This window comes from Pelomonas sp. CA6, from assembly GCF_022549225.1.
In the GTDB taxonomy this organism is placed as follows: Bacteria; Pseudomonadota; Gammaproteobacteria; order Burkholderiales; family Burkholderiaceae_C; genus Roseateles.
Genome location: NZ_JAKZFD010000006.1, coordinates 281,493 through 304,054, shown reverse-complemented (window position 1 = coordinate 304,054; position 22,562 = coordinate 281,493). Strand labels below are relative to the sequence as shown.

Genomic DNA, 22,562 nt, shown 5'->3' with positions numbered 1-22,562 from the left:
CCGACCTCGTCGCGCTGTCCACCGCGCAGATCGGCAACCTCGGCTCGGCCCAGCTGGGCGCCATCTCCACGGCCAACATCCAGGCCATGGACTCCCAGCAGTTCGCCGCGCTGAACTCGCGCCAGGTCGCCGGCCTGGGCACCGACCAGGTCGCCGCGCTGGAAACGCAAGACCTGCGCGCGCTGAACACCGCGGCGCTGCGTGCCCTGAGCACGGCCCAGATCGACGCGCTGGGTTCGGCCCAGATCCAGGGCCTGTCCACCGCGCAGGTGGCCAGCCTGACCACGGTCCAGGTCAACAACCTGTCCAGCGATGACCTCAACGCGCTGGGCTCCGACCAGATCCGCGCGCTGAACAGCGCGCAGCTGGCCGCGCTGTCCACGGCCCAGGTCTCCACGATGGAAAGCGCCGACCTCGTCGCGCTGTCCACCGCGCAGATCGCCAGCCTGAGCTCGGCCCAGCTGGGCGCCATCGCCACGGCCAACATCCAGGCCATGGACACCCAGCAGTTCGCCGCGCTGAGCTCGCGCCAGGTCGCCGGCCTGGGCACCGACCAGGTCGCCGCGCTGGAAACGCAAGACCTGCGCGCGCTGAACACCGCCGCGCTGCGTGCACTCTCCACCGCGCAGATCGACGCGCTGGGCTCCGCCCAGATCCAGGCCCTGTCCACGGTCCAGGTGAACAGTCTGACGACGAACCAGGTGAACAATCTGTCCTCGGACGACCTGAACGCCTTCAGCACCGACCAGATCCGCGCACTGAGCAGCGCGCAGCTGGGCGTGTTGAGCACGGGCCAGGTGTCCACGATGGAGAGTGCCGACGTCGTCGCGTTCTCCACCGCCCAGGTGGTGCAGCTCAGCTCCAGCCAGTTGGGCGCGCTGTCCACGGCCAACATCGAGGCCATGGAGACGCAGCAGTTCGCCGCGCTCAGCACCCGTCAGATTGGCGGACTGGGCACCGACCAGATGGCCGCGCTGGAAACCGAGGATCTGCGCGCGCTCAATACCGCCACGCTGCGTGCGCTGAGCACGGCTCAGCTGGATGCCTTGAGCTCCGATCAGATCGGCGCTCTGTCGACGACCCAGGTGGCGTCGCTGACGACAAGCCAGATCCACAACCTCTCCAGCGATGATCTGAACGCCTTCGCCAGCGACCAGATCCGCGCGCTGGGCTCGGCCCAGATCTCCGCGCTGTCCACCTCGCAGCTGTCCACGCTGGAAAGCGCCGACCTGACCGCGCTGAGCACGGCCCAGGTCAGCGTGCTGAGCACGGCCCAGCTGCATGCGCTGAGCACGGACAACATCCAGGCGCTGGAGACCCATCAGTTCGCAGCACTGAGCTCGGCCCAGATCGGTGGCTTCTCCACGGAACAGATCCACGCTCTGCAGACCCAGGACATCGCGGCGTTCACGACCTCGTCGATCCAGGGCCTGACCACGGCGCAGATCCAAGGGCTGGCCACCGAGCAGATGCAGGGCTTCGAAACCCAGGATCTGGCGGCGATGAACATGTCGCAGACCCTGTCGTTCAGCGCCCCGCAGACGAATGCGCTGGGGACCAAGGCCGACTCGCTGTTCCTGTCCACGCCGCTGGTGCTGGACCTGGATGGCAACGGCATCCAGACCCTGGCCGCGCAGCATGGCGTCAGCTTCGACCTGAACGGCACCGGCAATGCACAACGCTGGGGCTGGGTGGGCGGCAACGATGGCCTGCTGGCACTGGATCGCAACGGCGACGGACAGATCAACAACGGCAGCGAGCTGTTCGGCTCCGGCACCACGCTGTCCAACGGCAGCAAGGGCCACGACGGCTTCGCCGCGCTGGCGGATCTGGACGCCAACCATGACGGACGGATCAACGCCGCCGATGCGCAGTTCGGCGCACTCAAGGTCTGGGTGGACGCCAACCACGACGGCAAGACCGACGCGGGCGAGCTGAAGTCCCTGGCCGAGCTGGGCATCGTCGAGCTGAACCTGCATGCGACCAAGGGCACGGCGCAGGACAACGGCAACCTGCTGGGCCTGCTGTCCGACTACAAGACCAGCGACGGCGCCACCCACCAGCTGACCGACGTCTGGTTCGCCAAGGACACCGGCCAGCAGACGCAGCAGACCGGCACGCAGGCGCATACGACGCTGAAGCTGGACGATGTGCTGGCGCAGCCCTCGGCTCCGCTGCTGGATGGTGGATCGGCGCCGGCCGGCCATGCGGCGGCGACGCCAGCGGCCGGTTCGGGCAGCACCGCAAGCAGCCACCACGAGTTGCTGGCCACCCGCTTGCGCTCGCAGCAGGACGACGACGACCTGAACCGGCAGATGCCGCTGATCTGAGGCTGACGGCCTCGGGGACGACGGGCCGCCAGGCCCGTCCCCACGGGCCCGGACCTTGCCCCTTGGGGGCGGGTCCGGGCCCTTGTCTTTTCAGCACGGCCCGCTGCGGCAGTCATCGCCCCGCGCGATCGCTGGTGCGCCGATCGGCTTCCCTGGCGAGGGCGCACGCGGGCAGCCCGGCAATTCGCCGCAGCCAAAGAAAAGCCCGGCACGAGGGCCGGGCTGGGCAGTCGGGTGTCGGGCAAGACCCGACCCCATGGACAGCGATTCGATGCCTCAGAACATCGTGAAGCTGAGCCAGTAGCAGGCACCGGCCACGAAGGCCGACGCGGGGATGGTGAAGATCCAGGCCCAGATGATGTTGCCCGCCACGCCCCAGCGCACCGAGGAGGCGCGCTGCGTGGAGCCCACCCCGACGATGGCGCCGGTGATGGTGTGCGTGGTCGACACCGGGATGCCCAGCGCGGTGGCCAGGAACAGGGTGATCGCCCCGCCCGTTTCCGCGCAGAAGCCGCCCACCGGCTTGAGCTTGGTGATCTTCTGGCCCATGGTCTTGACGATGCGCCAGCCACCGAACATCGTGCCCAGGCCGATCGCGAAGTAGCAGACCCAGATCACCCAGGTCGGCGGCAGCTTGTCGCCGGCCGCGGCATAGCCCGAGGCCACCAGCAGCATCCAGATGATGCCGATGGTCTTCTGCGCGTCGTTGCCGCCATGACCCAGGCTGTACAGGCCGGCCGACAGCAGTTGCAGGCGGCGGAACCAGTTGTCCACGCGCAGCGGCGAGCTGCGCCGGAACAGCCAGGCCACCAGCACCATCAGCAGCGAACCCAGCACGAAGCCCAGCAGCGGCGAGACGAAGATGAACAGCACGGTGACGCCGATCTTCTTGGCCACCAGCGCACTGACGCCGGCCTTGGCGATCACCGCGCCCACGATGCCACCGATCAGCGCATGCGAGGAGCTGGACGGGATCCCGTAGAACCAGGTGATCACGTTCCAGGTGATCGCCCCCATCAAGGCACCGAACACCACGTGATGGTCGACGATGCCGGGGAGGACGATGCCCTTGCCTATCGTGGCGGCCACGTTGAGCTGGAAGAAGGCGATCGCCACCACATTGAAGAAGGCGGCGAACAGCACCGCCTGCTGCGGCTTGAGCACGCCGGTGGACACCACCGTCGCGATCGAGTTCGCTGCATCATGGAATCCGTTCATGAAGTCGAACAGCACCGCCAGGATCACCAGCAGCGCCACGACCCAGAACGCAACCTGTATGGCATCCATCGTCGGCGGCCTGTCAGGAGTTCTCGAGGACGATGCCCTCGATCAGGTTGGCCACATCCTCGCAGCGGTCCGAGATGGACTCCAGCTGCTCATAGATGGCCTTGAGCTTGATCAGCTCGCGCACGTCCTCCTGCTCGCGGAAGAGCTTGGACATCGCCGAGCGCATCACGCGGTCGGCGTCCGACTCCAGTTTGTCGATCTCTTCGCAGGTCTTGATCGCCGCTTCGGCGGTTTCCGCGCGGCTGAGCTTGGACAACAGCGAGACCGCGTGCTGCACACGCTCGCAGCACTTGGCCGACAGGTCACCCAGGCGCAGCACTTCGTCGGGGATGGAACGCACGTCGTAGAGCGACATGGTTTCGCTGGAGTCCTGCAGCAGGTCCAGGATGTCGTCCATCGCGTTGATCAGGCCGTGGATCTGCTCGCGATCGATGGGCGTGATGAAGGTGCGGTGCAGCAGCCGGTTGACTTCGGCGGTGATGCGGTCGGCATGGTGCTCGGCGGCGTCCACCTCGGCGGCATACTTTTCGCGCAGCTCCGGATCGTTGTAGTTCTGGATCATCGCCATGAAGGCGCGGGAGCCTTCGGCGATCTTCGCGCCATGCTCATTGAAGAGCTCAAAAAAATTGCCCTCGCGGGGCAGCAGCTTGCCAAACAACATGTGGGCTCCTGACCGGCCAGGCAGGCGGCCGGCCCCGTTTTGCAAGGCTGCTGCACCCACACTCGCCGCAAATGTTCACGGAATCTTCATTGCCGTGTCATAGACGGCAAACCGTGCATTTTACTGGGCCCGCCGCCCTCCGCCGGGCGGCCGGGCCCTATTTCGCTTGCAGCGGGGTCGGCAGACGCTCCATGCGTTGGTCGCCGACATCAGCCAGGAAGCGGTCGGCCCGCCCCAGCCCGGGCAGTTCCAGCGCCGCATCCAGCTCCAGCAGCGGCAGCAGCACGAAGGCACGCTGGTGCAGGCGCGGATGGGGCAGGATCAGTTCGGGATCGTCCTGCACCCGATCGGCATACAGCAGCAGGTCCAGGTCCAGCGTGCGTGGCGCGTGGCGAAAAGGCCGCTCACGGCCATGCTGCTGTTCGATCTGCAGCAGCGCGCGCAGCAGCGCCAGCGGCGCCAGGCTGCTCTCGATCCGCGCGACCGCGTTCAGATAGTCCGGCCCTTCGGCGCCCACCGGCGCGCTGCGCCAGGCCCCCGAGACCTGCAGCACGCGCGTGCCCGGCAGGCGGCCGATGTCGCCCAGCGCGCGCTCCAGCGTGCCGTGCAGATCACCCAGGTTGGCCCCCAGGCCGACATAGGCGATGGTCACGACTGCGTCTCGCCCGCGCCCGCCGAGGCCGAGGCGGCTGCACCGCCGCGCGGCTTGCGGCGGCGGCGCCTCTTGCGCGCCGCGGACGCGGGTGCCGATTCACCCGCCCCGCCATCGCCAAGGCCTTCGTCCTCGTCGGCCTCATCGCCCGGTTGCCCCTCGCCCAGCGTCCCCGCGGGCAGCTGGTGCACACGCGGCGAACGCGGTGCCGGCTTGGGCGCCGCGGCCTTGGCGGCGGCACGCACGCGCTGCGGTCGGTCGGTCTCGCGCGCCTGCTCCAGCAGCGCGCGGCGATCGTCCTCGCTGCCCAGCGCGAAGTCTTCCCACCAGTCGGCCAGCGCCGCATCGACCTCGCCGGCCTCGGCGCGCAGCGCGAGGAAGTCGAAGCCGGCGCGGTAGCGGGCCTGCTCGATCAGACGCTGCGGGCCACTGCCGCTGCGGCGCTCGAAACGAGGCTGCATCATCCAGATCTCGCGCATGTCGGCGGCCAGCTTGCCGCGCCCCGAGATATCGCCCACGCGAGCGTCGAACACCTGGTCGATCGCCTGCTGCAGCGCCGGGATCACGCCCTCGCCTTCGTCCTGCAGGCGGCGCCAGCGCCCCTGCACCTCGCTCCACAACATGCAGGCCAGCATGAAGCTGGGCGCCACGCTGCGCCCTTCGCCGACGCGCCGGTCGGTGTCTTCCAGCGCCAGGCGCACGAAGCGGCCATGGGTGTTGTCCGGCAGCGCGCCCTGCCCGTCCAGCACGGCGTCCAGGATGGGGAAGAGCCCGCGCGCCAGCCCCTGCTTGCGCAGCTCGTCCAGGCTGGCCAGCGCATGGCCGGTCTGCAGCAGCTTGATCATCTCGTCGAACATGCGCGAGATCGGCACATTGGCCAGCAGCTGGGACAGCTCGGCCATGGGCGCGCGCGTCTTGGGTTCGATCGCGAAGCCCAGCTTGGCGGCGAAGCGCACCGCGCGCAGGATGCGCACCGGGTCTTCGCGGTAGCGGGTCACCGGGTCGCCGATGATGCGCAGCACCTTCTTGCGCGCATCGGCGAAGCCGCCGTGGTAGTCCACGACCAGCTGGCGCTGCGGGTCGTAATACATCGCGTTGACGCTGAAGTCGCGCCGCGCCGCATCCTCGATCTGCGGGCCCCAGACGTTGTCGCGCAGCACCCGCCCGCTGGCGTCCACCACATGCGACTTGCCGGCGAGCTGGTCCTTGGAGGTCTTCTCATTGCCCAAGACCTGCTCGGCATCCTCGTTGGTGAGCAGCGCGCGGAAGGTCGAGACCTCGATCACCTCGTGCTCGCGCCCGCGGCCGAACACCACATGCACGATGCGAAAGCGCCGGCCAATGATGAAGGCACGCCGGAACAGGTTCTTCACCTGCTCGGGCGTGGCGTCCGTCGCGACGTCGAAGTCCTTGGGGCGGCGCCCCAGCAGCAGGTCGCGCACCGCGCCGCCGACGATGTAGGCCTCGAAGCCGCCCTCGGTCAGGGTCTTGACGACCTTGATCGCCCGCTCGTCGACCAGGTTGAGGTCGATCTGGTGCTGATCCAGGCCCAGTTCCACCCGCTTGCCCAAGGGCGTGGCGGTGGTCGGCTTGCCGAGCAGCTTGCTGATGAGTTTTTTGATCATTCGAACAGTCTCAGAATCGGCCAGGCACGTTCGCGGGCCAATGCCTCCAGCGCGGGGCTGGGGTTGGTCGCCACCGGATCGCTGACCCGCTCCAACAGCGGCAGGTCATTCGTCGAATCGCTGTAGAAGTGGATGCGCTCGAAGTCCTCCCAGCGCCGACCCAGCCCCTCCAGCCACTGCTGCACACGCAGCACCTTGCCGGCCTGGAACGACGGCACGCCGGCAATGCGCCCGGTGTAGCGGCCCTCGCCATCGCGCTCCAGGTCGACCGCGATCAGGTGCTCGACGCCAAAAGCCTGCGCGATCGGCTCGGTGACGAAGGCGTTGGTCGCCGTCACGATGGCCACCAGGTCGCCGGCCTGCTGATGGCGCTGCAGCAGTTCGCGCGCATTGTCGCGCATCATCGGCGCCATGACCTCGCGCATGAAGCGCTCGCGCGCCGCCAGCGCCTCGGCCAGCGGCCGGCGTCGCCAGACGGAGGTGGCGAAGTCCACATAGGCGGCCAGATCCAGTTCGCCGCGCTGGTACTGCGCGAAGAACTCGTCGTTGCGCGCGCGCCAAAGCTCGCCGTCGGCCCAGCCGATGTCCACCATGAAGCCGCCGAAGGCGTGGTCGGAGTCGTGCGGGATCAGGGTGCCGTCCAGGTCGAACAGGGTCAGTTGCTGGCTCATGGGGTCTCAGGGGTTGTCCGGGGGCGACTGCGCGTCGCTGAGCATCTGGCGCAGCAGCGGCACGGTCACGGCTCGCTTGCTGGCCAGCGCGAATTCATCGAGCTGGTCCAGCAGGCGCATCAGGTGTTTCAGGTCACGGGCGAAGCGGGTCAGCAGGTAGTCCATCACCTCGTCCGACAGCGCGATGCCGCGCCGGTCGGCCTCGCGGCGCAGCACCGCGCGCACCTCGTGCTCGGCCAGCGGCTGCAGCGCGAAGGTGGGCCCCCAGGCGAGCCGGGTGCGCAGATCCTCGCGCAGCGCCAGGTCCACCGGCGGCGCGCTGCCGCTCGCCACCACGGCCAGCCCCTGGGTCGCCGCCTCGACGAAGAGCGCGAAGGCCGCATGCTGCTGTCCAGGGTCGAACTGCTCGCAGTCGTCCATCAGCAGCAGGCTGGGTTGGGCGGGCAGTTCCCAGGGCAGCGGCGTCTGCGCGTCGTACCAGCCCACCTGGGCCCCGCCGGACTGCCAACGTTCGGCCAGCGCGCGCAGCAAATGGGTCTTGCCGCTGCCCGGGCCGCCCCAGACGAAAACCGGCGGCGCGCTCATGCGCAGCGCGTCCAGATGCGCCAGCAGCCCGGCATTCTGGCCAGGCAGGAAGTTGGCAAAGGTGTAGTCGGGCTCGGGCCCGAGGGACAAAGGGATCTGCTTCAAACGACTCAAGCCTCTTAGCGCGGCCTTGTGAGGTCCGCTCCCGCGCGGGACCTGTCCTGGACAGCGCGGGCCGGGCCGGGGCAGGCGCTCCGGCGTCAATGCGGCCGCGATTCTAAAGGGACACCGCCCCCGGCTCGCTGACGCGCCCGCTTCAATGCAGGGTCGGACCACCGAAGCGGCGCAGCCGCTCCAGCCGCCGCTCCAGTTCGCGCCGCTCCACCGCGCTGGCCGCTAGGCCCAGGCAGCGCGTCAGATCGGCCGCCGCCGCCTCGCGCTCGCCCAGCAATTCCAGGGTCTGCGCCCGCTCGCGCAGCTCCGGCCCATCGTGGGGCAGCAGCAGCACCAGCCGGTTCTGCACCGCCAGCAGCGCATGCCAGTCCGAGCCGCCGCGATGCACCTCCTTCAGGTTGCGCAGCACGCGCGCCAGCACCTGGCGGGACGAGAGCGTGCGCAGCGCCATCTCCAGCGGCAGATCGGGGCGGCCCGACGAGGCCAGCATCTCGTCCAGCTCGTGGCGTGCCAGCGAACGCCCGCTGAACGGATCCAGCACCACATCACCCTGGGGCAGGCTCAGGCGCATCAGGAAATGGCCCGGAAAGCCAACGCCCTGGATGCGCAGCCCGGCATGGCTGCCCAGCTCCATGAAAATCAGCGCGAGCGTGATCGGCAGCCCGCGCCGCGTGGCCAGCACACGGTGCAGATAGCTGTTGGCGGCGGCGTAGTAATCGTTGACGTTGCCCGCGAAGCCCAGCTCGACATGGAAGAAATGCGTCAGCAGGCGCAGCCTGTGCGTGGGCGAGGCATCGGCGGGCAAGCGCGCGCGCAATCGCTCGCCCAGCCGGTCCAGATCGGCCAGCACCTGCTGAACGTCCAGACCGGGGTCGTCGTCCTGGGCGATCGCGGCCGCGGCTTCGATCAGGTTCAGATCCTGGTCATCCGCCACCAGCGCTTCGAAATACGCCAGCGGATCGACCGTCTCCGGAGGGAACCATTCAGTCATGGCCCCAGTTTAGGGGCTGTTGCGGTCCGGACGATGACGCGCGCACCGTCACGCCTCAGGCGCGGCGGATGAACGACTTGAGCTTGAGCCCCGCCAGCGCCAGCACACCGAAGTACAGCAGCGCCGAGCCCGCCAGGCTGCCCGCCATGGCCAGCGCACGCAGGCCCTCCGTCCGACCCAGCGCCACCCAGTCCAGATGCCGCGCCAGCCACCATTGCAGCCCGCCCATGGCGGCTGACGCCAGCAGCACGCGCAGCGCGAAGGCCGGCCAGCCCGGCGCCGGGCTGTAGCTGCCCAGCCGGCGCAGACCGGTCAGCAGCCAGCCGGCATTCACCATGGCTCCCAGGCCGATGGCCAGCGCCAGCCCGGGCATGCCCATCCAGGGCACGAACAGCAGGTTGAGCAGCTGCGTCAGCACCAGCACCCCGACGGCGATGCGCACCGGCGTGCGGGTGTCCTGGCGCGCATAGAAGCCCGGGGCCAGCACCTTGATCGCGACCAGGCCCAGCAAACCGGCGCCATAACCCATCACTGCCTGGCTGGTATGCATCACGTCCAGCGCGCTGAACTTGCCGCGGTGGTAGAGCACCGCCACCAGCGGCTCGGCAAACACCAGCAGCGCCACCGCGCAGGGCACGGCCAGCAGCGTCACCAGCCGCAGGCCCCAGTCCAGCATCGCGGAATAGGTCTGCAGTTCGCCCTTGGCCTGCGCGGCCGAGAGCTGCGGCGTCAGCACCATGCCCAGCGCCACGCCCAGCAGCGCGGTCGGGAACTCCATCAACCGGTCGGCATAGGTCAACCAGGAGGCCGCGCCGGGCGCGACCCAGATCGCGATCTGGGTGTTGATCACCAGCGACAGCTGCGCCACGCCCACGCCCAGCAGCGCCGGCGCCATCTGGCGCAGCACCTGGCCCACGCCCGGGTGCGTCCAGGCCGCGCGCAGCGCTCTGGGCGACAGCGCCAGACGGGGCAGCAGCCCCAGCCGGGCCAGCGCGGGCACCTGGACCGCCAGTTGCAGCAGCCCGCCCAGCATCACGCCCAGCGCCATCGAATAGATGCCCGGATAGCCGGCCGCCGTCAAAAACGGGGTCAGCCACCAGCCGCAACCGATCACGGCCAGGTTCAGCAGCACCGGCGTGACGGCCGGAATGGCGAAACGCTTCCAGGTGTTCAGCACGCCCGCTGACAGCGCCACCAGCGACATGCAGCCGATGTAGGGAAACATCCAGCGCGTCATCGTCACCGCGGCTGCCCGCGGCGCGTCGTCCAGGCCCGCGCCCAGCAGCCAAACCAGCAGCGGCGCGCCGATCACGCCCAACACGCAGGTCAGCAACAAAGCCCACGCGAGCACGCTGGCCACCGCGTGAATCAGCAGCCGCGTCTCTTCGTCCCCTTGCTTGGCGCGTGTGGCCGCCAGCACCGGCACGAAGGCCTGCGAGAAAGCCCCTTCGGCGAACAGCCGGCGCAGCATGTTGGGGATGCGAAAGGCCACCTGGAAGGCGTCGGTCATCGCATTCGCGCCGAACAAGGCGGCCACCATCTGTTCGCGGATCAGACCGGTCACTCGCGAAGCCAGCGTGAGCAGGGAAACCGTGGAGGCGGCGCGCAGCAGATTCATGAAACAAGGCCTGACAGGGGTTCGGAACCGGCTCGCACAGAGAACTCACGAGCCGCGACGGGGCGGCCGCATTGTGCCTGCGCCCGGCCTCAGGACCGCAGCCGCCGCGCCTTGCCCCCCGGCTCTTGCAAAGCCCGCTCGTGCTGGACAGCGTGGGCGAATGTTGTGAAACTCCATATTCCCTGCTATACTCGTCGTCTTTGCACCAACTGGGTTGACCAAGACATGGCAAGCTCTTCCAAAGCCAAAAAGAAAACCGTGCGTCTGGCCTCGGGCCGCAAGCGCGCACGTCAAGACGTCAAGCTGAACGCCGCCAATTCGGCGCTGCGTTCCAAGTTCCGCACGGTCATCAAGAACGTGCAGAAGGCCATTGTCACCGGTGACAAGGCCAAGGCCGCCGACCTGTTCAAGACCGCCCAGACCGTGATCGACTCCGTCGCCGACAAGGGCATCTTCCACAAGAACAAGGCTGCTCGCCACAAGAGCCGCCTGTCCGCCAAGATCAAGGCGCTGGCCGCCTGATAGAAAACGCCAGCTCTGGTGCAAGAAAAGCCCGCGCAAGCGGGCTTTTTCCTTTTCTGCCACCCCTCCCCGCCCCGGGCCTTGGGGCAGGCATCAAGAGGGACATCAGGAGGGACGCATGGGCTGCTCCGCACCCGCCGCCGGCAGCGGGTCCAGCCCCATGGGATGGGTGATTTGCTCGATCAGGCCGCGCTCGCGCACCCAGTCCGTCACGCTCCACGCCACCCAGTCGCCATCGTCCAGCGGCAGATCGTGCCCGGCCTCGGGATGCATGCGCAGCGGCACCCCCCAAGCGCGGCTGATCGCCTGCGAACAGCGCCAGTCCACCAATTCATCGCGGCGGCTGCACAGCAGCAGCATCGGTGGACGCGGACGCGCGCCGCTGGCGCGGTAGCGCACCGCGGCCAGCAGTTGCCGCAGGGCATTGCGCCGCCGCACCGGATGGCGCTGCTGAAGATCCACCCACTGATCCAGCACCTGTTCCGGCTTCGGAACCAGGCGGGTGGTCATCGCCAGCACGCGCGCCTCACGCTGGCGCAGGCTGAGGCGAAACAGGCTCAGCGCCAGCAGGCTCCAGTAATTGGCCGGCCTCAGGCGGCGGAAGAACGGGCTGAAGGGCCGCAGGCTGGTGTTGATCAGCACCACCGATTCCAAATCCTCGGGGTGGTGGGCGGCCCAGTCGCTCGCCACCATGGCCCCCAGCGACATGGCCAGCAGGTTGTAAGGCGGCAACACGCCGCGCCGCAGCAGCTCCTGCTGGCAGGCCTCGCGCATGGCCGTGACGCTGCTGGGACTGGATTGACGGTGCAGATGGCCGTTGCCCGGCAGGTCCAGCAGCTCCAGCCGGACCCCCGGCTGCCCCGGCCGCAGCGCCCGCAGCAGCTTCAGCGGGAAGTCCCCCCAATGACCGCTTTCGCGCGTCAGGCCACGCAGCAACACCCAGACCGGGGGGCGGGCCTCGTCGTGCATTCAGGCCCCCGTCCGGCGAAACCAGCGCGCCAGCGCCGCCTGCTCATGGGGACGACGGTCTTCACCCCGCGGCAGCCAGTGCGCGGCGCTGCATGCGACTCTCCCCATGAAATCGAGCCAAGCCATATGTCGACGCAAAACCCTTTGTTGGCGGTGTGCGATCAGAGGATTGAATATCCCATGCCGCGTCAATAATTGACGCGGATTTTTCTTGATCCATAACCAGGAGCCCATTTCCAGAGTTAGGGGGAGCAACAACCCGCTTGACCGTGAACAGGCGTGGCGATATAGGTGATCCCACAAATCGCCATGCGCGAGATACTGCCGGCTCTGCGGCTCCACCACATAGGGATGCTGCGCCTGGCAGCGGTCCATCAGCTCCACCAGCGCATGGACCTCGGCCAGATGCGGCATGGGCCGACTGCTGCCGGCATACGGAAACCAGATGCGGTCGCTGAGGCCGAATCCCGAATGGCAGTCCAGTGCCAGCGTGAAGAGCCGGTCGCGCGACTCGCGCTCGACCAGTTCGCACAGGGCCTGGCTCTCCGGCGCCATCGGCGCCCCGCTCTCACCGCGATACCAAGGCAGGCCCGCGCTGATCCGTTGCCCACCGACCATGAAGGCGGCCGGTTCCTCGGCGTCCAGCGGCGCGTTGCGCATCAGATCGATGCCCTGCGGATTGGCGCGCGTGCCCAGCCACAGCCCCGCAGGATTCACCAGCGGCATGAAGACGAGGCGCTGGCGCTCCAGCTGCGCGCGCAGCAGGCCGTCCCAGGGCAGGCGCATCACCAGGCTGCCCAGATAGGCCAGCACCACCTCGGCACCGATGCGCTCCAGGCCATGGACGCCGCCGACATAGACGACGGCCGGCAGCGAGGGATCGGGGTTGCCCAGACTCACCGCCAGCAAGGGCCAGCGGCTCCCGGCCGCCTCGACCTCGCCCAGGCTTTGCGCCTGAAGTTCCGCGGGACCGCGCTCGACGATGCGCAGCAGCTCCTCCAGCAGAGGCAGCGTGGCGGCCTGGGGCGCGAACGCAGCGGACATGGCGCGGGGAGCGTCGGGACGAAGCCAGGGAGCTTAAGTGCAGCGCCCCCGGCTGGCGATGGACCGAACGGCCCATTGGCCCACGCTTCGGATGTCATGGCTGGCGGCTAGTCTGCCCTTGTCCCAACCCACACGCGCCATCGACCCACCATGCCTTTGCACGCCCTTCCCCACCGTCGACTCAGCCCAGCGCTGCTGGCCGCCTGGATGCTGGGCGCGCTGGAATGGCGCGCGCTGTGGCGCGCGCGCCGCCGCCAGGGGCGGGCGACGTCCTGAACCTCGCCCCGGGTCAGGCCTTGTTCGCGTCGCCGCGCTCGGGGAGCAGGCAGGCGTCGACCACCTGCAGGTTGTTGTCGCGGGCGAAGTTCATCACGAAGTCCCAGGCCATCGGCTCGACGGATTTCAGCGCCTCGTTGACGATCACGCACTTCACGCCGTTGATCACCCGCGGCACGCAGTAGGGCGAATACCCCAGGTGGGCATCGCGGCCGGCCTTCACGCCGCCAGGACGGAAGCTGGACATCGCTCCGGCCAGACGCTCGGCCCAATCGCTGGGTCGGAAGCTGCGTCCATCCAGGGTCAGGCCTTGGATGAACACTTCGCGCGGCTTGGCTGGCGGCTGACTCATTGTTTCGGCGAGAGGACGGGAGGCAGGGAAACGGCCCGGGGGTCGGGCCGTCGAAGCCGCTATTGTGCCCTGACTGTGTTGCGCCGCAGCAGCGGCGGGCCTTGCCCGTGCGCTTTCGCGTGCAATGTGTCGCCGCCGCCGGCCCTGCCGCGCCCCTGCCCCATAGAATCGATGATTCCCGCCCGGATTGGCCGGGCGTCACCCCTGGAACTTCGGAGAATTGATGAACGCCCCAGACTCCTCGTTGGCTGCCCCCACCGAACCCCATGTGATGCACACCTATGGCCGGCTGCCGATCGCGCTGTCGCATGGCCAGGGCTGCTGGGTCTGGGATACGGCGGGCCGACGATATCTGGACGGTCTGGGCGGCATCGCCGTCAACACGCTGGGCCATGGCCACCCGCGCCTGGTGCCGGCGCTGCAGGATCAGATCGCCAAGCTGATCCACACCAGCAACTACTACCACGTGCCGCTGCAGGAGCAGCTGGCCGCCAAGCTGTGCGAGCTGTCCGGGCTCAGCAAGGTCTTCTTCTGCAACTCCGGCCTGGAAGCCAACGAGGCGGCGCTGAAGATCGCGCGCAAGTTTGGCCACGACCGCGGCAATGACGCGCCCGAGGTCATCGTGTTCGACAAGGCCTTCCACGGCCGCTCGATCGCCACCCTGTCCGCCACCGCCAACCCCAAGGTCCAGGCCGGCTTCGGCCCCCTGGTGCCGGGCTTCGTGCGTGTGCCGCTGAACGATCTCGGCGCGGTCGAGGCCGCGGTGAAGGCCCACCCCAAGGTCACCGCGATCTTCCTCGAGACCATCCAGGGCGAAGGCGGCATCAATCCCGCGCGCATCGAGTTCCTCCAGGGCCTGCGCCGCATCTGCGACGCGCATGACCTGCTGCTGATGCTGGACGAGGTGCAGTGCGGCATCGGCCGCACCGGCCAGTGGTTCGCCCACCAGTGGGCTGACATCCGTCCCGACGTGATGCCGCTGGCCAAGGGGCTGGGCTCCGGCGTGCCCATCGGCGCGGTCGTCTGCGGCCCGCGCGCGGCCCAGGTGCTGCAGCCCGGCAACCACGGCACCACCTTCGGCGGCAACCCGCTGGCCATGCGCGCTGGCGTGGAAACGCTGAAGATCATGGAAGAAGATGGCCTGCTGGCCCACGCCGCGCGCGTCGGCGCCGAGCTGAAGACCGCGCTGGAGCAAGGCCTGGCCGGCGTGGACGGCGTCGTCGAGATCCGCGGCCAGGGCCTGATGCTGGGCATCGAACTCGACCGCCCCTGCGGCAGCCTGCTCAACGACGCGCTGTCCGCCGGCCTGCTGATGAGCGTGACCGCCGACCGCGTGATCCGCCTCGTGCCGCCGCTGATCCTGACCAGCGACGAAGCGGCGCAGATCGCCGCGCTGCTGGTTCCCCTCGTGAAGGCCTTCCTGGCCCAGCCCAAGGCATGAAACCCGGAGACAGCCTGATGCGCCACTACCTGCAGTTCAAGGACTTCCGGGCCGAGGAGTACGCCTACCTGTTCGAGCGCGCGGCCATCATCAAGAAGCGCTTCAAGAACTACGAAAAGTATCAGCCGCTGGCCGACCGCACGCTGGCGATGATCTTCGAGAAGGCCAGCACCCGCACCCGCGTGAGCTTCGAGGCCGGCATGTACCAGATGGGCGGATCCGTGGTGCACCTGACCACCGGCGACAGCCAGCTCGGCCGCGCCGAGCCCATCGAGGACAGCGCCCGCGTGATCAGCCGCATGGTCGACATCGTGATGATCCGCACCTTCGAGCAGAGCAAGATCGAGCGCTTCGCCGCCCACTCGCGCGTGCCGGTGATCAACGGACTCACCAACGAGTACCACCCCTGTCAGATCCTCGCCGACCTGTTCACCTTCATCGAGCAGCGCGGCATGGACCGCCGCGGCGCGGTGGACATGGACTGCCTGAAGGGCCGCGTCGTGGCCTGGGTGGGCGACGGCAACAACATGGCCAACACCTGGCTGCAGGCGGCCGAGATCCTCGGCTTCACCGTGCATGTCAGCACGCCCAGCGGCTACGAGATCGACCCGCAGGTGGCCGGTGTGAAGAACGCCGACTGCTACAAGGTCTTCAAGGACCCGCTGGACGCCTGCCGCGGCGCCGACCTGGTCACCACCGACGTCTGGACCAGCATGGGCTACGAGGCCGAGAACGAGGCGCGCCGCGCCGCGTTCGCCGACTGGTGCGTGGATGCCGAGATGATGGCGCTGGCCAAGCCCGACGCGCTGTTCATGCACTGTCTGCCGGCCCACCGCGGCGAGGAGGTCAGCGCCGAGGTCATCGACGGCCCGCAGTCGGTCGTCTGGGACGAGGCCGAAAACCGCATGCATGTGCAGAAGGCGCTGATGGAATATCTGCTGATCGGCCGCATCGGCTGAAATCCCGGCCGGCGATCAGTCCGGCGTCAGGCAGCCCTGGCAAGCTGAACCTCAGACATGAGCCGCATCGCCCTGATCACCGACATCCATGCCAACCGCGAGGCCTTCGCCGCGGTTCTCGAGCACGCCAAGGCCCAGGGCGCCGACGCCTATGCGCTGCTGGGCGACTTGGTGGGCTATGGCGGCGATCCGGCGTGGGTGGTGGACCAGGCGCTGGCCCTGCGTGCCCAGGGCGCGGCGCTGGTCCAGGGCAACCACGACCGCGCGGTGGCCCAGGGCCCCCTGCCCAGCATGCACGAGGATGCGCGCCAGATGATCGCCTGGACGCGCTCTCGCCTCAGCGCCGCGCAGATCGAGGCGCTGGCCGCGCTGCCGATGAGTCAGACGCGCGGCGACTGCCTCTTCGTGCACGCCAACGCCTTCGACCCCGCCGGCTTCGCCTACATCCAGGGACGGCTGGAGGCGGTGCGCAGCCTGCAGGCCACCGATTGCAGCTACAGCTTCTGCGGCCATGTGCACGAGCCCATGCTCTACCACCTGTCCAGCACGGGCAAGGCGGGCGACTTCTGCCCCGAGCCGGGCGTACCCATCCCGCTGCTGCCGCATCGGCGCTGGCTGGTGATCCCGGGCTCCTGCGGCCAGCCACGCGACGGCAACCCGGCCGCCTGCTACGCGCTGTTCGACGACGGCAGGCAGGAGTTGGTGTTCCACCGCGTGCCCTATGACCACGAGGCGGCCGCGCGCCGCCTGCTGGACGCGTCCGACCTGCCCGCCGAACTTGCCCAGCGCCTGGCCCAGCGGCTGCGCGCCGGAGAATAGCCCCCACCCGCACCTCCACCATGACCGACGCCGCCACGCCCGAGGCCTCGCCTCCGCAGATCCCGGGTCCGGACACCCCGCTGGCGGCGGGCATGCTGCTGGACGGCTTCCTGCTCGAGGCGCCGCTGCACCAGGGCGGCATGGCCAATCTGTGGAGCGTGCGCCGGCTGGAGCCGCGCGCCGATGAGCCCTTCGAGCTGATCATGAAGGTGCCGCGCATCAAGGGCGGCGAGGACCCGGCCACCATCGTCGGCTTCGAGGTCGAGCAGATGATCATGCCGGCGCTCAAGGGGCCGCACGTGCCGCGCTTCGTCGCCCGCGGCGACTGGACGCGGCGCGCCTACATCGTGATGGAGCGCATCCCCGGCGAAAGCCTGAGGCCGCGGCTGGACCGCGCGCCGCTGCCGCTGGACGAGGTGGTGGACATCGGCATCCGCGTCGCCACCGCGCTGCAGGATCTGCACCGCCAGCACCTGGTGCACCTGGACATCAAGCCCAGCAACATTATGTTCCGGCCCGACGGCACGGCGGTGCTGGTGGATTTCGGGCTCTCCCGCCACGACCACCTGCCCGACCTGCTCGAAGAGGAGTTCACGCTGCCCATGGGCACCGGCCCCTACATGTCGCCGGAGCAGGTGCAGTTCGTGCGCAGCGACCCGCGCAGCGACCTGTTCGCGCTCGGGGTGATGATGTACCACCTGGCCACCGGCGAGCGCCCTTTCGGCCAGCCCACCTCCGTGACGGGTTTGCGCCGGCGTCTCTACGAGGAGCCGGTGCCGCCACGCGCGATCCGCGCCGACCTGCCGCCCTGGTTCCAGGAGATGGTGCTGCGCTGCCTGGAGGTCAAGCCCGAGCGGCGCTATCAGAGCGCCTCGCAACTGGTGCTGGACCTGCAGCGCCCCGACGCGGTGGAACTAACCCGGCGCGCCACGCGCATGACGCGGGCCGGACGCCTGAAGACGCTCAAGCGCTGGTTCATCGCGCTGGGCAGCGAGGCCGAGGCCAGCGGCTCGGTCACCGAGCAGGTCAAGCGCAGCCCCATCCTGATGGCGGCGGTGGACGTCCAGGGCGCCAGCCCGGCGTTGCTGGAGCAGCTGCGCGAGATCGTGCGGCGCATGGTGCAGACCGAGCCCGGCGCGCGCCTGGCCTGCGTCAGCGTGATGCGCACCGCCCGCATCGGGCTGGACGAGCTGACCGACGAGCAGGGCCGCAGCGTGCATGTCAAGCAGCTCGTCGCGTTGAAGGACTGGGCCCATCCGCTGCGCAAGTCGCTGAACATCACGGACGACGGGCGGCTGACCTTCCATGTGCTGGAAGCCCCGGACCCGGCCGCCGCCATCGTCGAATTCGCCGCCAAGAACGGCGTGGACCACGTGCTGATGGGCGCGCGCGGCGCCTCCGCACTGCGCCGCTACCTGGGCAGCGTGTCCGCCCAGGTGGTGGCCGAGTGCAGCTGCAGCGTGACCGTGGTCCGCGAGCCCGAGGGGCGGTAATTGGCGGCCGAGGACAACCCCTGCACGCGCTGCGGCGCCTGCTGCGCCAGCGTGCGCGTCGACTTCGCGCGGCAGGAGCTGCAGTCCGAGGGTGGCGTGGTGCCCGACGGCCTCACAGTCGCGCTGAACGACCGCCTCAGCCGCATGCGCGGCACCGACCACGCCCAGCCACGCTGCGCGGCGCTGGTCGGAACGGTGGGCCAGCGCGCCAGCTGCGGCATCTATGAATGGCGCCCCGCGCCCTGCCGCGAGTTCGGCCTGCGCGCGCCGCTGGGCCTGGGCGACGAGGCCTGCGCGCGGGCGCGTGCCCGCCACGGCCTGCCGCCGCTGGGATAGCCGCGCGGCACGGCGCCCGGCGCGCTACTGCTGGCGGCGCTGACTCGCGATTTGCGCCTGCAGGTGCGCCAGCTTGGCCGCATAGAGCTGACGCTGGCTGCTCGAGGTGCTGCTGGCCTCCGCCTGGCGCATGGCTTCGCGCGCGCCGCGCAGGTCGCCGCTGCCGTAGTAGGACAGCGCCAGCCAGAAGTAGAAATCGTGATAGCCGGAAGTCCGCGAGATCTCGCGCTGGAACAGTTCGCGCGCCTTGGCGTAGTCACCGGCCCGCATCGCCTCCAGCCCCAGGTCGTAGAAGCGGAACGGCGGATAGGGCTGCAACTGGGCGAGCCGCTCGCCCAGGCCGTCGGCTTCGGCCTGGCGACCGGCCACGCGCAGCGCGCCGATCAGATTGGACAGCGCCTGAACATTGCCCGGTTCGCGCGCCAGCACCTGGCGGAACACGTGCTCCGCGGTCGCCTGTTCGCCGGCACGGCGATAGACCACGCCCAGCGTATTCAGCCCCGCCATGAAGCGCGGATCCTGGTTCACCGCGGCACGCGCCCACCAGTAGGCCTGACGCAATTCGCCGCGACTGAGCAACTCGGCGGCTCGGTTGTTGTAATACATCGCGATCACGGTGCGCTCGTCCAGCTCCATGACGCGCTGCTTGCGCAAGTCCTCGCCGGGCAGGAAGTCCACCACCAGCCAGGCGGCGTCGTCGCCCAGCACGCGCATTTCGCCGGGCTTGCGCCCCAGCGCCAGGTTGATGTGGCCGGCGTAGATCTCCAGGTCGCCGCTGCGGCTCCACTGCGCCTCGTTGAACACCATGCGGAACTGCACCGGCAGCCCCATGTCGCGCGCGAACGCGGCCGTCATCAGCGCCAGCGACAGGCAGTTGCCGGAACGCGCGTCGAAGGCCTCGTCGGCGGTGCGCGTCAGGTCGCTGTCGTACTCCAGCTTCAGTTCGCCCTGCGTGTACAAGGCCTCCAGCAGCCCACGCCGAGGATCCTTGAGGCGCGCCTGCGGCTGGATCCTGTCGCGCAGATAGGCGCGCATCGCCTCGCTGCTGTCCGTCACCCGGTGCGCTGACGGCAACAGCGCCGGCGGTGGCGTGCCGCCGAAGCGCTGGTCCAGCAGGGGGATGTCGGACGGCGCCGGCAGCGACGCCGGCGACGTGGCGCAGCCCGCCATCACCAGGCTGGCGGCACCCAGCACCGCGGCCCACATCGTTTGTCTCATCCGGGACGGCATGCTCTTGTCCATGGCAGCTCCACTGGGCCCTTACCCGGGGGCCTTGGGGCCCATGCTAGTGCGACGGCGGGCCGCTGCGAAGAAGTCATGGCGCACGATGCGACGGGAGGCATGAAGGAAGTCGCCAACGGCGGCCCGCGCCGCCCCGGTTCGACCACGAACCATCCAGGGACGCCGCCGCTCACACCGGCAGGCGGAACACGCGCGCCGCCTCGCGCTCCTCGGCGCTGTGGCCGGCCAGCGCCTTGTCCCATTGCGGCGCGGCGGCGCCCAAGGACGCGGCCAGCCCGCGCGTCATCGCGCCCAGCTCCTCGGTGCTGGCGTCGAACTCGGCCACCTGCTCACCGCTGTCCAGCAGCAGACGCGCGACCGGCGTGCCGCCGGCCTCGATCACGATCAGCACCCGGGCCGCCGGATGCAGCTTGTGCGCCGCATGCCGGCCCGGCAGTTCTTGACCCAGGCCTTGGTCCATGATGCACCTCTCTTGCCGCCCCCGACTCGCGCGGGGCTGGCCTCACGAAGAATGCGCGTCGACGCCCGGGCGGTCAAGACGCGGCTCGGCGGGCCTGCTGCCCGGCGCCGCGCTGTCGCGCTCGCACCAGGCCTGCGCCGGTTCGGGCCTGTGGTGCAGATAGCCCTGGAAGAGATCGCAGCCCTGGGCGCGCAGGAAGAGCTGCTGCTCGGCCGTCTCCACGCCCTCGGCCACCACCGAGAAACCCAGGTGATGGGCCATGGACAGGATGGCCTCGATCACCGCGGCGTCGTTGCGGTCGGCCGGCGCGTCCTGCACGAAGCTGCGGTCGATCTTCAGCTCGCTGACCGGCAGGCGCTTCAGATAGGCCAGCGAGGAATAGCCGGTCCCGAAGTCGTCGATGGAGAAGCGCAACCCCAGCCGCGCCAGCGCCTCCATGCGCGCCACCACGCCGGCCGTGTTCTCCAGCAGCAGGCCTTCGGTGATCTCCAGCGTCAGCCGGCGCGGATCGGCGCCGGTGTCCGCCAGGATCTGCTCCAGCTGCGCGACGAAATCGGCCTGCTGGAACTGGCGTGGGCTGACGTTGACCGCCACCGCCAGCGGATGCCCGGCCCGCGCCTGGCGCGCGATCACGGCGCAGGCTTCCCGCAGCGCCCAGGCGCCGATCGCGAAGATCAGCCCCGACTCCTCGGCGATGGGGATGAACTGCGCCGGCGACACCAGGCCGCGGCGCGGATGCTGCCAGCGCAGCAGCGCCTCGGCGCCATGGACCGCGCCGAACTCGTCGACCTGGGCCTGCAGGTAGAGTGCCAGCTCCCCGTTGGGCAGCGCCTCGCGCAGGTCCTGCTCCAGCGCGAATCGCTCGTTGATGACGCTCTGCATCTCGTGCGCGAACAGCGCCAGCGTGTTGCGGCCGGTTTCCTTGGCGCGATAGAGCGCGATGTCGGCCTCGCGCAGCAGATCGCCCAGCCGATGCCCGTTCCGCGGGAACAGCGTGACGCCGACACTGGCCGACACGGTGCAGCTGTGCGAGGCCAGCGCCATGGTCTGGCCCACGTGACGGCGCAGCTTCTCGCCGATGGACAGCGCCAGCTTGGCCGCGTCCTGCTCCTGGGGCGCGAGGTCGGACAGCAGCACGATGAACTCGTCGCCGCCGACGCGCGCCACGGTGTCGCCGTGGCGTACATGGTGGACCAGGCGTTGCGCCACCTCCTGGATCACCTCGTCGCCGACGCCGTGCCCGAAGTAGTCGTTGATGCGCTTGAAGTGGTCCAGGTCCACGAACAGCACCGCGCCGAAGCCCCCCGCGCGCTGCGCCTGCGCGAGCGCCTGGCTCAGACGGTCTTCGAGCAGGAAGCGGTTGGGCAGCCCGGTCAATTGATCGTGATAGGCCAGGTGCTCAATCTCCGCCTCGGCACGCTTGCGCTCCGTGATGTCGCGCGAAATACCGAAGGTGCCGATGATGCGCCCCGACGCGTCCCGCAGCGGCCCCTTGGTGGCGATGAAGGTCGCCTCGCCGCGCGTGGTCTGTACCGTTTCCTCGATGTTCTCGATCCGCCCCGTCTCGATCAGGCGGCAGTTGGTCTGCATCAGCCTCTGCGCCTGCTCGGGCGGGAAGATCGCGCGGTCGTCGCGGCCGATCACCTGATGGGCGGGCCGGCCGACGAACTCGCTGGCGGCGCGGTTGAACAGCAGGTAGCGCCCGTCCAGATCCTTGGCGAAGATGGCGTCGTTGGAGCTGTCGGCGATGTTCTTCAGCAGCAGCAGGGTCTCCAGCTGCTCGTTGATCGCGGCGCTGTATTTCTTCCAGTGCCGGTCGAGCAGGAATAGCAGCAGCAGCGAGGTCACCAGCACAAAGGCCCAGCCCTTGTACTGGCTGATCTGCACGATGCGCTGCGGGTTGCGGGTGAACAACAGGACCGCCTCGTCCGACAGCAGGATCCACAGCGCGGCGAAGCCCGCATAGGACAGCACGATGCGGAATACGCTGCTCCACTTGGTGCGCTGCAATTTCGCCAGTCCCACGGCCCTGCCCTGTCTCCTGCTGTTCGGCCCTGCGGGCCGGTTCTGCCTCCACCGGATCCCCGGAGTGTCGTTCATCGGCGTGCGCTAAGC

General features: G+C 69.2%; 21 protein-coding genes and 1 pseudogene. 8 read left to right on the top strand and 14 right to left on the bottom strand.

Annotated features, from left to right (window positions below; genetic code table 11):
• A pseudogene (locus LZ017_RS12715) lies at window positions 1-2,330 on the top strand (heme utilization protein); the annotation flags it as partial.
• Window positions 2,331-2,606: 276 nt separating this feature from the next.
• On the opposite strand, the gene LZ017_RS12710 reads toward LZ017_RS12715, so the two are convergent.
• From LZ017_RS12710 to murJ, 8 genes are all read right to left on the bottom strand, one after another.
• The gene (locus LZ017_RS12710) at window positions 2,607-3,617 is read right to left on the bottom strand and encodes an inorganic phosphate transporter (protein WP_241397193.1); all 1,011 of its coding nucleotides are present in this window, start codon (window positions 3,615-3,617) and stop codon (window positions 2,607-2,609) included.
• 13 nt (window positions 3,618-3,630) lie between these two features.
• The gene (locus LZ017_RS12705) at window positions 3,631-4,278 is read right to left on the bottom strand and encodes a DUF47 domain-containing protein (RefSeq protein WP_241397192.1); all 648 of its coding nucleotides are present in this window, start codon (window positions 4,276-4,278) and stop codon (window positions 3,631-3,633) included.
• A gap of 157 nt (window positions 4,279-4,435) precedes the next feature.
• Window positions 4,436-4,930, bottom strand: coding sequence for a 2-amino-4-hydroxy-6-hydroxymethyldihydropteridine diphosphokinase (folK, locus tag LZ017_RS12700; protein WP_241397191.1), 495 nt, complete (start codon window positions 4,928-4,930; stop codon window positions 4,436-4,438).
• Window positions 4,927-6,555 carry a polynucleotide adenylyltransferase PcnB gene (gene pcnB / locus LZ017_RS12695; RefSeq protein WP_241397190.1) on the bottom strand — a complete coding sequence of 543 codons (1,629 nt, stop codon included), beginning with the start codon at window positions 6,553-6,555 and terminating at the stop codon, window positions 4,927-4,929. Before pcnB ends, folK begins: the two co-directional genes overlap by 4 nt.
• Complete coding sequence (locus LZ017_RS12690) at window positions 6,552-7,226, bottom strand: HAD family phosphatase (RefSeq protein ID WP_241397189.1); 675 nt, start codon at window positions 7,224-7,226, stop codon at window positions 6,552-6,554. The genes pcnB and LZ017_RS12690 overlap by 4 nt, the downstream gene beginning before the upstream one ends.
• Window positions 7,227-7,232: 6 nt before the next feature.
• Window positions 7,233-7,901 (bottom strand): DnaA regulatory inactivator Hda, encoded by a 669-nt coding sequence (gene hda, locus LZ017_RS12685; protein WP_308194075.1) that lies wholly within the window; start codon window positions 7,899-7,901, stop codon window positions 7,233-7,235.
• Window positions 7,902-8,067: 166 nt separating this feature from the next.
• The gene (locus tag LZ017_RS12680; RefSeq protein WP_241397187.1) at window positions 8,068-8,916 is read right to left on the bottom strand and encodes a SirB1 family protein; all 849 of its coding nucleotides are present in this window, start codon (window positions 8,914-8,916) and stop codon (window positions 8,068-8,070) included.
• Window positions 8,917-8,971: 55 nt separating this feature from the next.
• Window positions 8,972-10,534 carry a murein biosynthesis integral membrane protein MurJ gene (gene murJ / locus LZ017_RS12675; RefSeq protein WP_241397186.1) on the bottom strand — a complete coding sequence of 521 codons (1,563 nt, stop codon included), beginning with the start codon at window positions 10,532-10,534 and terminating at the stop codon, window positions 8,972-8,974.
• A 225-nt stretch (window positions 10,535-10,759) separates the two neighbouring features.
• Between murJ and rpsT the strand changes: the two genes are divergently transcribed.
• Entirely contained in the window at window positions 10,760-11,056 is a 297-nt protein-coding gene (gene rpsT, locus LZ017_RS12670) for a 30S ribosomal protein S20 (RefSeq protein WP_241397185.1), read from the top strand.
• Between the two features lie 105 nt (window positions 11,057-11,161).
• Here rpsT and LZ017_RS12665 read toward each other — a convergent pair whose 3' ends face one another.
• Window positions 11,162-12,025, bottom strand: coding sequence for an alpha/beta fold hydrolase (locus tag LZ017_RS12665; RefSeq protein WP_241397184.1), 864 nt, complete (start codon window positions 12,023-12,025; stop codon window positions 11,162-11,164).
• Complete coding sequence (locus tag LZ017_RS12660) at window positions 12,026-13,069, bottom strand: M14 family zinc carboxypeptidase (protein WP_241397183.1); 1,044 nt, start codon at window positions 13,067-13,069, stop codon at window positions 12,026-12,028.
• A 150-nt stretch (window positions 13,070-13,219) separates the two neighbouring features.
• Between LZ017_RS12660 and LZ017_RS22120 the strand changes: the two genes are divergently transcribed.
• Entirely contained in the window at window positions 13,220-13,345 is a 126-nt protein-coding gene (locus tag LZ017_RS22120; protein ID WP_277604661.1) for a hypothetical protein, read from the top strand.
• 13 nt (window positions 13,346-13,358) lie between these two features.
• Here LZ017_RS22120 and LZ017_RS12655 read toward each other — a convergent pair whose 3' ends face one another.
• A complete protein-coding gene (locus LZ017_RS12655; protein ID WP_241397182.1) occupies window positions 13,359-13,697 on the bottom strand; it encodes a DUF3579 domain-containing protein in 339 nt (112 codons plus the stop codon).
• 223 nt (window positions 13,698-13,920) lie between these two features.
• On the opposite strand from LZ017_RS12655, the gene LZ017_RS12650 reads away from it, so the two are divergent.
• From LZ017_RS12650 to LZ017_RS12630, 5 genes are read left to right on the top strand one after another with little or no spacing between them, the layout of a single operon-like run.
• Window positions 13,921-15,138, top strand: a complete 1,218-nt coding sequence (locus LZ017_RS12650) for an aspartate aminotransferase family protein (protein WP_241397181.1) — start codon at window positions 13,921-13,923, stop codon at window positions 15,136-15,138.
• Entirely contained in the window at window positions 15,135-16,097 is a 963-nt protein-coding gene (gene argF / locus LZ017_RS12645; protein ID WP_241397180.1) for an ornithine carbamoyltransferase, read from the top strand. Before LZ017_RS12650 ends, argF begins: the two co-directional genes overlap by 4 nt.
• Before the next feature lie 57 nt (window positions 16,098-16,154).
• Entirely contained in the window at window positions 16,155-16,916 is a 762-nt protein-coding gene (locus LZ017_RS12640) for a metallophosphoesterase (RefSeq protein WP_241397179.1), read from the top strand.
• A gap of 20 nt (window positions 16,917-16,936) precedes the next feature.
• Window positions 16,937-18,409, top strand: coding sequence for a bifunctional serine/threonine-protein kinase/universal stress protein (locus tag LZ017_RS12635; RefSeq protein WP_241397178.1), 1,473 nt, complete (start codon window positions 16,937-16,939; stop codon window positions 18,407-18,409).
• Window positions 18,410-18,745, top strand: a complete 336-nt coding sequence (locus LZ017_RS12630; RefSeq protein ID WP_241397177.1) for a YkgJ family cysteine cluster protein — start codon at window positions 18,410-18,412, stop codon at window positions 18,743-18,745. It begins immediately after the preceding gene.
• Between the two features lie 24 nt (window positions 18,746-18,769).
• On the opposite strand, the gene LZ017_RS12625 is transcribed toward LZ017_RS12630, so the two are convergent.
• The 3 genes from LZ017_RS12625 to LZ017_RS12615 all read right to left on the bottom strand — a co-directional run bounded on the left by LZ017_RS12625 (window position 18,770) and on the right by LZ017_RS12615 (window position 22,472).
• Entirely contained in the window at window positions 18,770-19,963 is a 1,194-nt protein-coding gene (locus tag LZ017_RS12625) for a tetratricopeptide repeat protein (protein WP_241397176.1), read from the bottom strand.
• A gap of 193 nt (window positions 19,964-20,156) precedes the next feature.
• Window positions 20,157-20,447, bottom strand: a complete 291-nt coding sequence (locus LZ017_RS12620) for a hypothetical protein (protein ID WP_241397175.1) — start codon at window positions 20,445-20,447, stop codon at window positions 20,157-20,159.
• Between the two features lie 42 nt (window positions 20,448-20,489).
• Entirely contained in the window at window positions 20,490-22,472 is a 1,983-nt protein-coding gene (locus LZ017_RS12615; protein ID WP_241397174.1) for an EAL domain-containing protein, read from the bottom strand.
• Between the last annotated feature and the right edge of the window lie 90 nt (window positions 22,473-22,562).

Coding starts and splice junctions, on each gene's coding strand:
- pcnB (WP_241397190.1), bottom strand. CDS start 6,555: ATGATCAAAAAACTCATCAGCAAGCTGCTCGGCAAGCCGACCACCGCC.
- LZ017_RS12625 (WP_241397176.1), bottom strand. CDS start 19,963: ATGAGACAAACGATGTGGGCCGCGGTGCTGGGTGCCGCCAGCCTGGTG.
- rpsT (WP_241397185.1), top strand. CDS start 10,760: ATGGCAAGCTCTTCCAAAGCCAAAAAGAAAACCGTGCGTCTGGCCTCG.
- LZ017_RS22120 (WP_277604661.1), top strand. CDS start 13,220: ATGCCTTTGCACGCCCTTCCCCACCGTCGACTCAGCCCAGCGCTGCTG.
- LZ017_RS12620 (WP_241397175.1), bottom strand. CDS start 20,447: ATGGACCAAGGCCTGGGTCAAGAACTGCCGGGCCGGCATGCGGCGCAC.
- LZ017_RS12660 (WP_241397183.1), bottom strand. CDS start 13,069: ATGTCCGCTGCGTTCGCGCCCCAGGCCGCCACGCTGCCTCTGCTGGAG.
- LZ017_RS12710 (WP_241397193.1), bottom strand. CDS start 3,617: ATGGATGCCATACAGGTTGCGTTCTGGGTCGTGGCGCTGCTGGTGATC.
- LZ017_RS12705 (WP_241397192.1), bottom strand. CDS start 4,278: ATGTTGTTTGGCAAGCTGCTGCCCCGCGAGGGCAATTTTTTTGAGCTC.
- LZ017_RS12690 (WP_241397189.1), bottom strand. CDS start 7,226: ATGAGCCAGCAACTGACCCTGTTCGACCTGGACGGCACCCTGATCCCG.
- LZ017_RS12635 (WP_241397178.1), top strand. CDS start 16,937: ATGACCGACGCCGCCACGCCCGAGGCCTCGCCTCCGCAGATCCCGGGT.
- argF (WP_241397180.1), top strand. CDS start 15,135: ATGAAACCCGGAGACAGCCTGATGCGCCACTACCTGCAGTTCAAGGAC.
- LZ017_RS12655 (WP_241397182.1), bottom strand. CDS start 13,697: ATGAGTCAGCCGCCAGCCAAGCCGCGCGAAGTGTTCATCCAAGGCCTG.
- LZ017_RS12640 (WP_241397179.1), top strand. CDS start 16,155: ATGAGCCGCATCGCCCTGATCACCGACATCCATGCCAACCGCGAGGCC.
- LZ017_RS12665 (WP_241397184.1), bottom strand. CDS start 12,025: ATGCACGACGAGGCCCGCCCCCCGGTCTGGGTGTTGCTGCGTGGCCTG.
- LZ017_RS12650 (WP_241397181.1), top strand. CDS start 13,921: ATGAACGCCCCAGACTCCTCGTTGGCTGCCCCCACCGAACCCCATGTG.
- murJ (WP_241397186.1), bottom strand. CDS start 10,534: ATGAATCTGCTGCGCGCCGCCTCCACGGTTTCCCTGCTCACGCTGGCT.
- LZ017_RS12680 (WP_241397187.1), bottom strand. CDS start 8,916: ATGACTGAATGGTTCCCTCCGGAGACGGTCGATCCGCTGGCGTATTTC.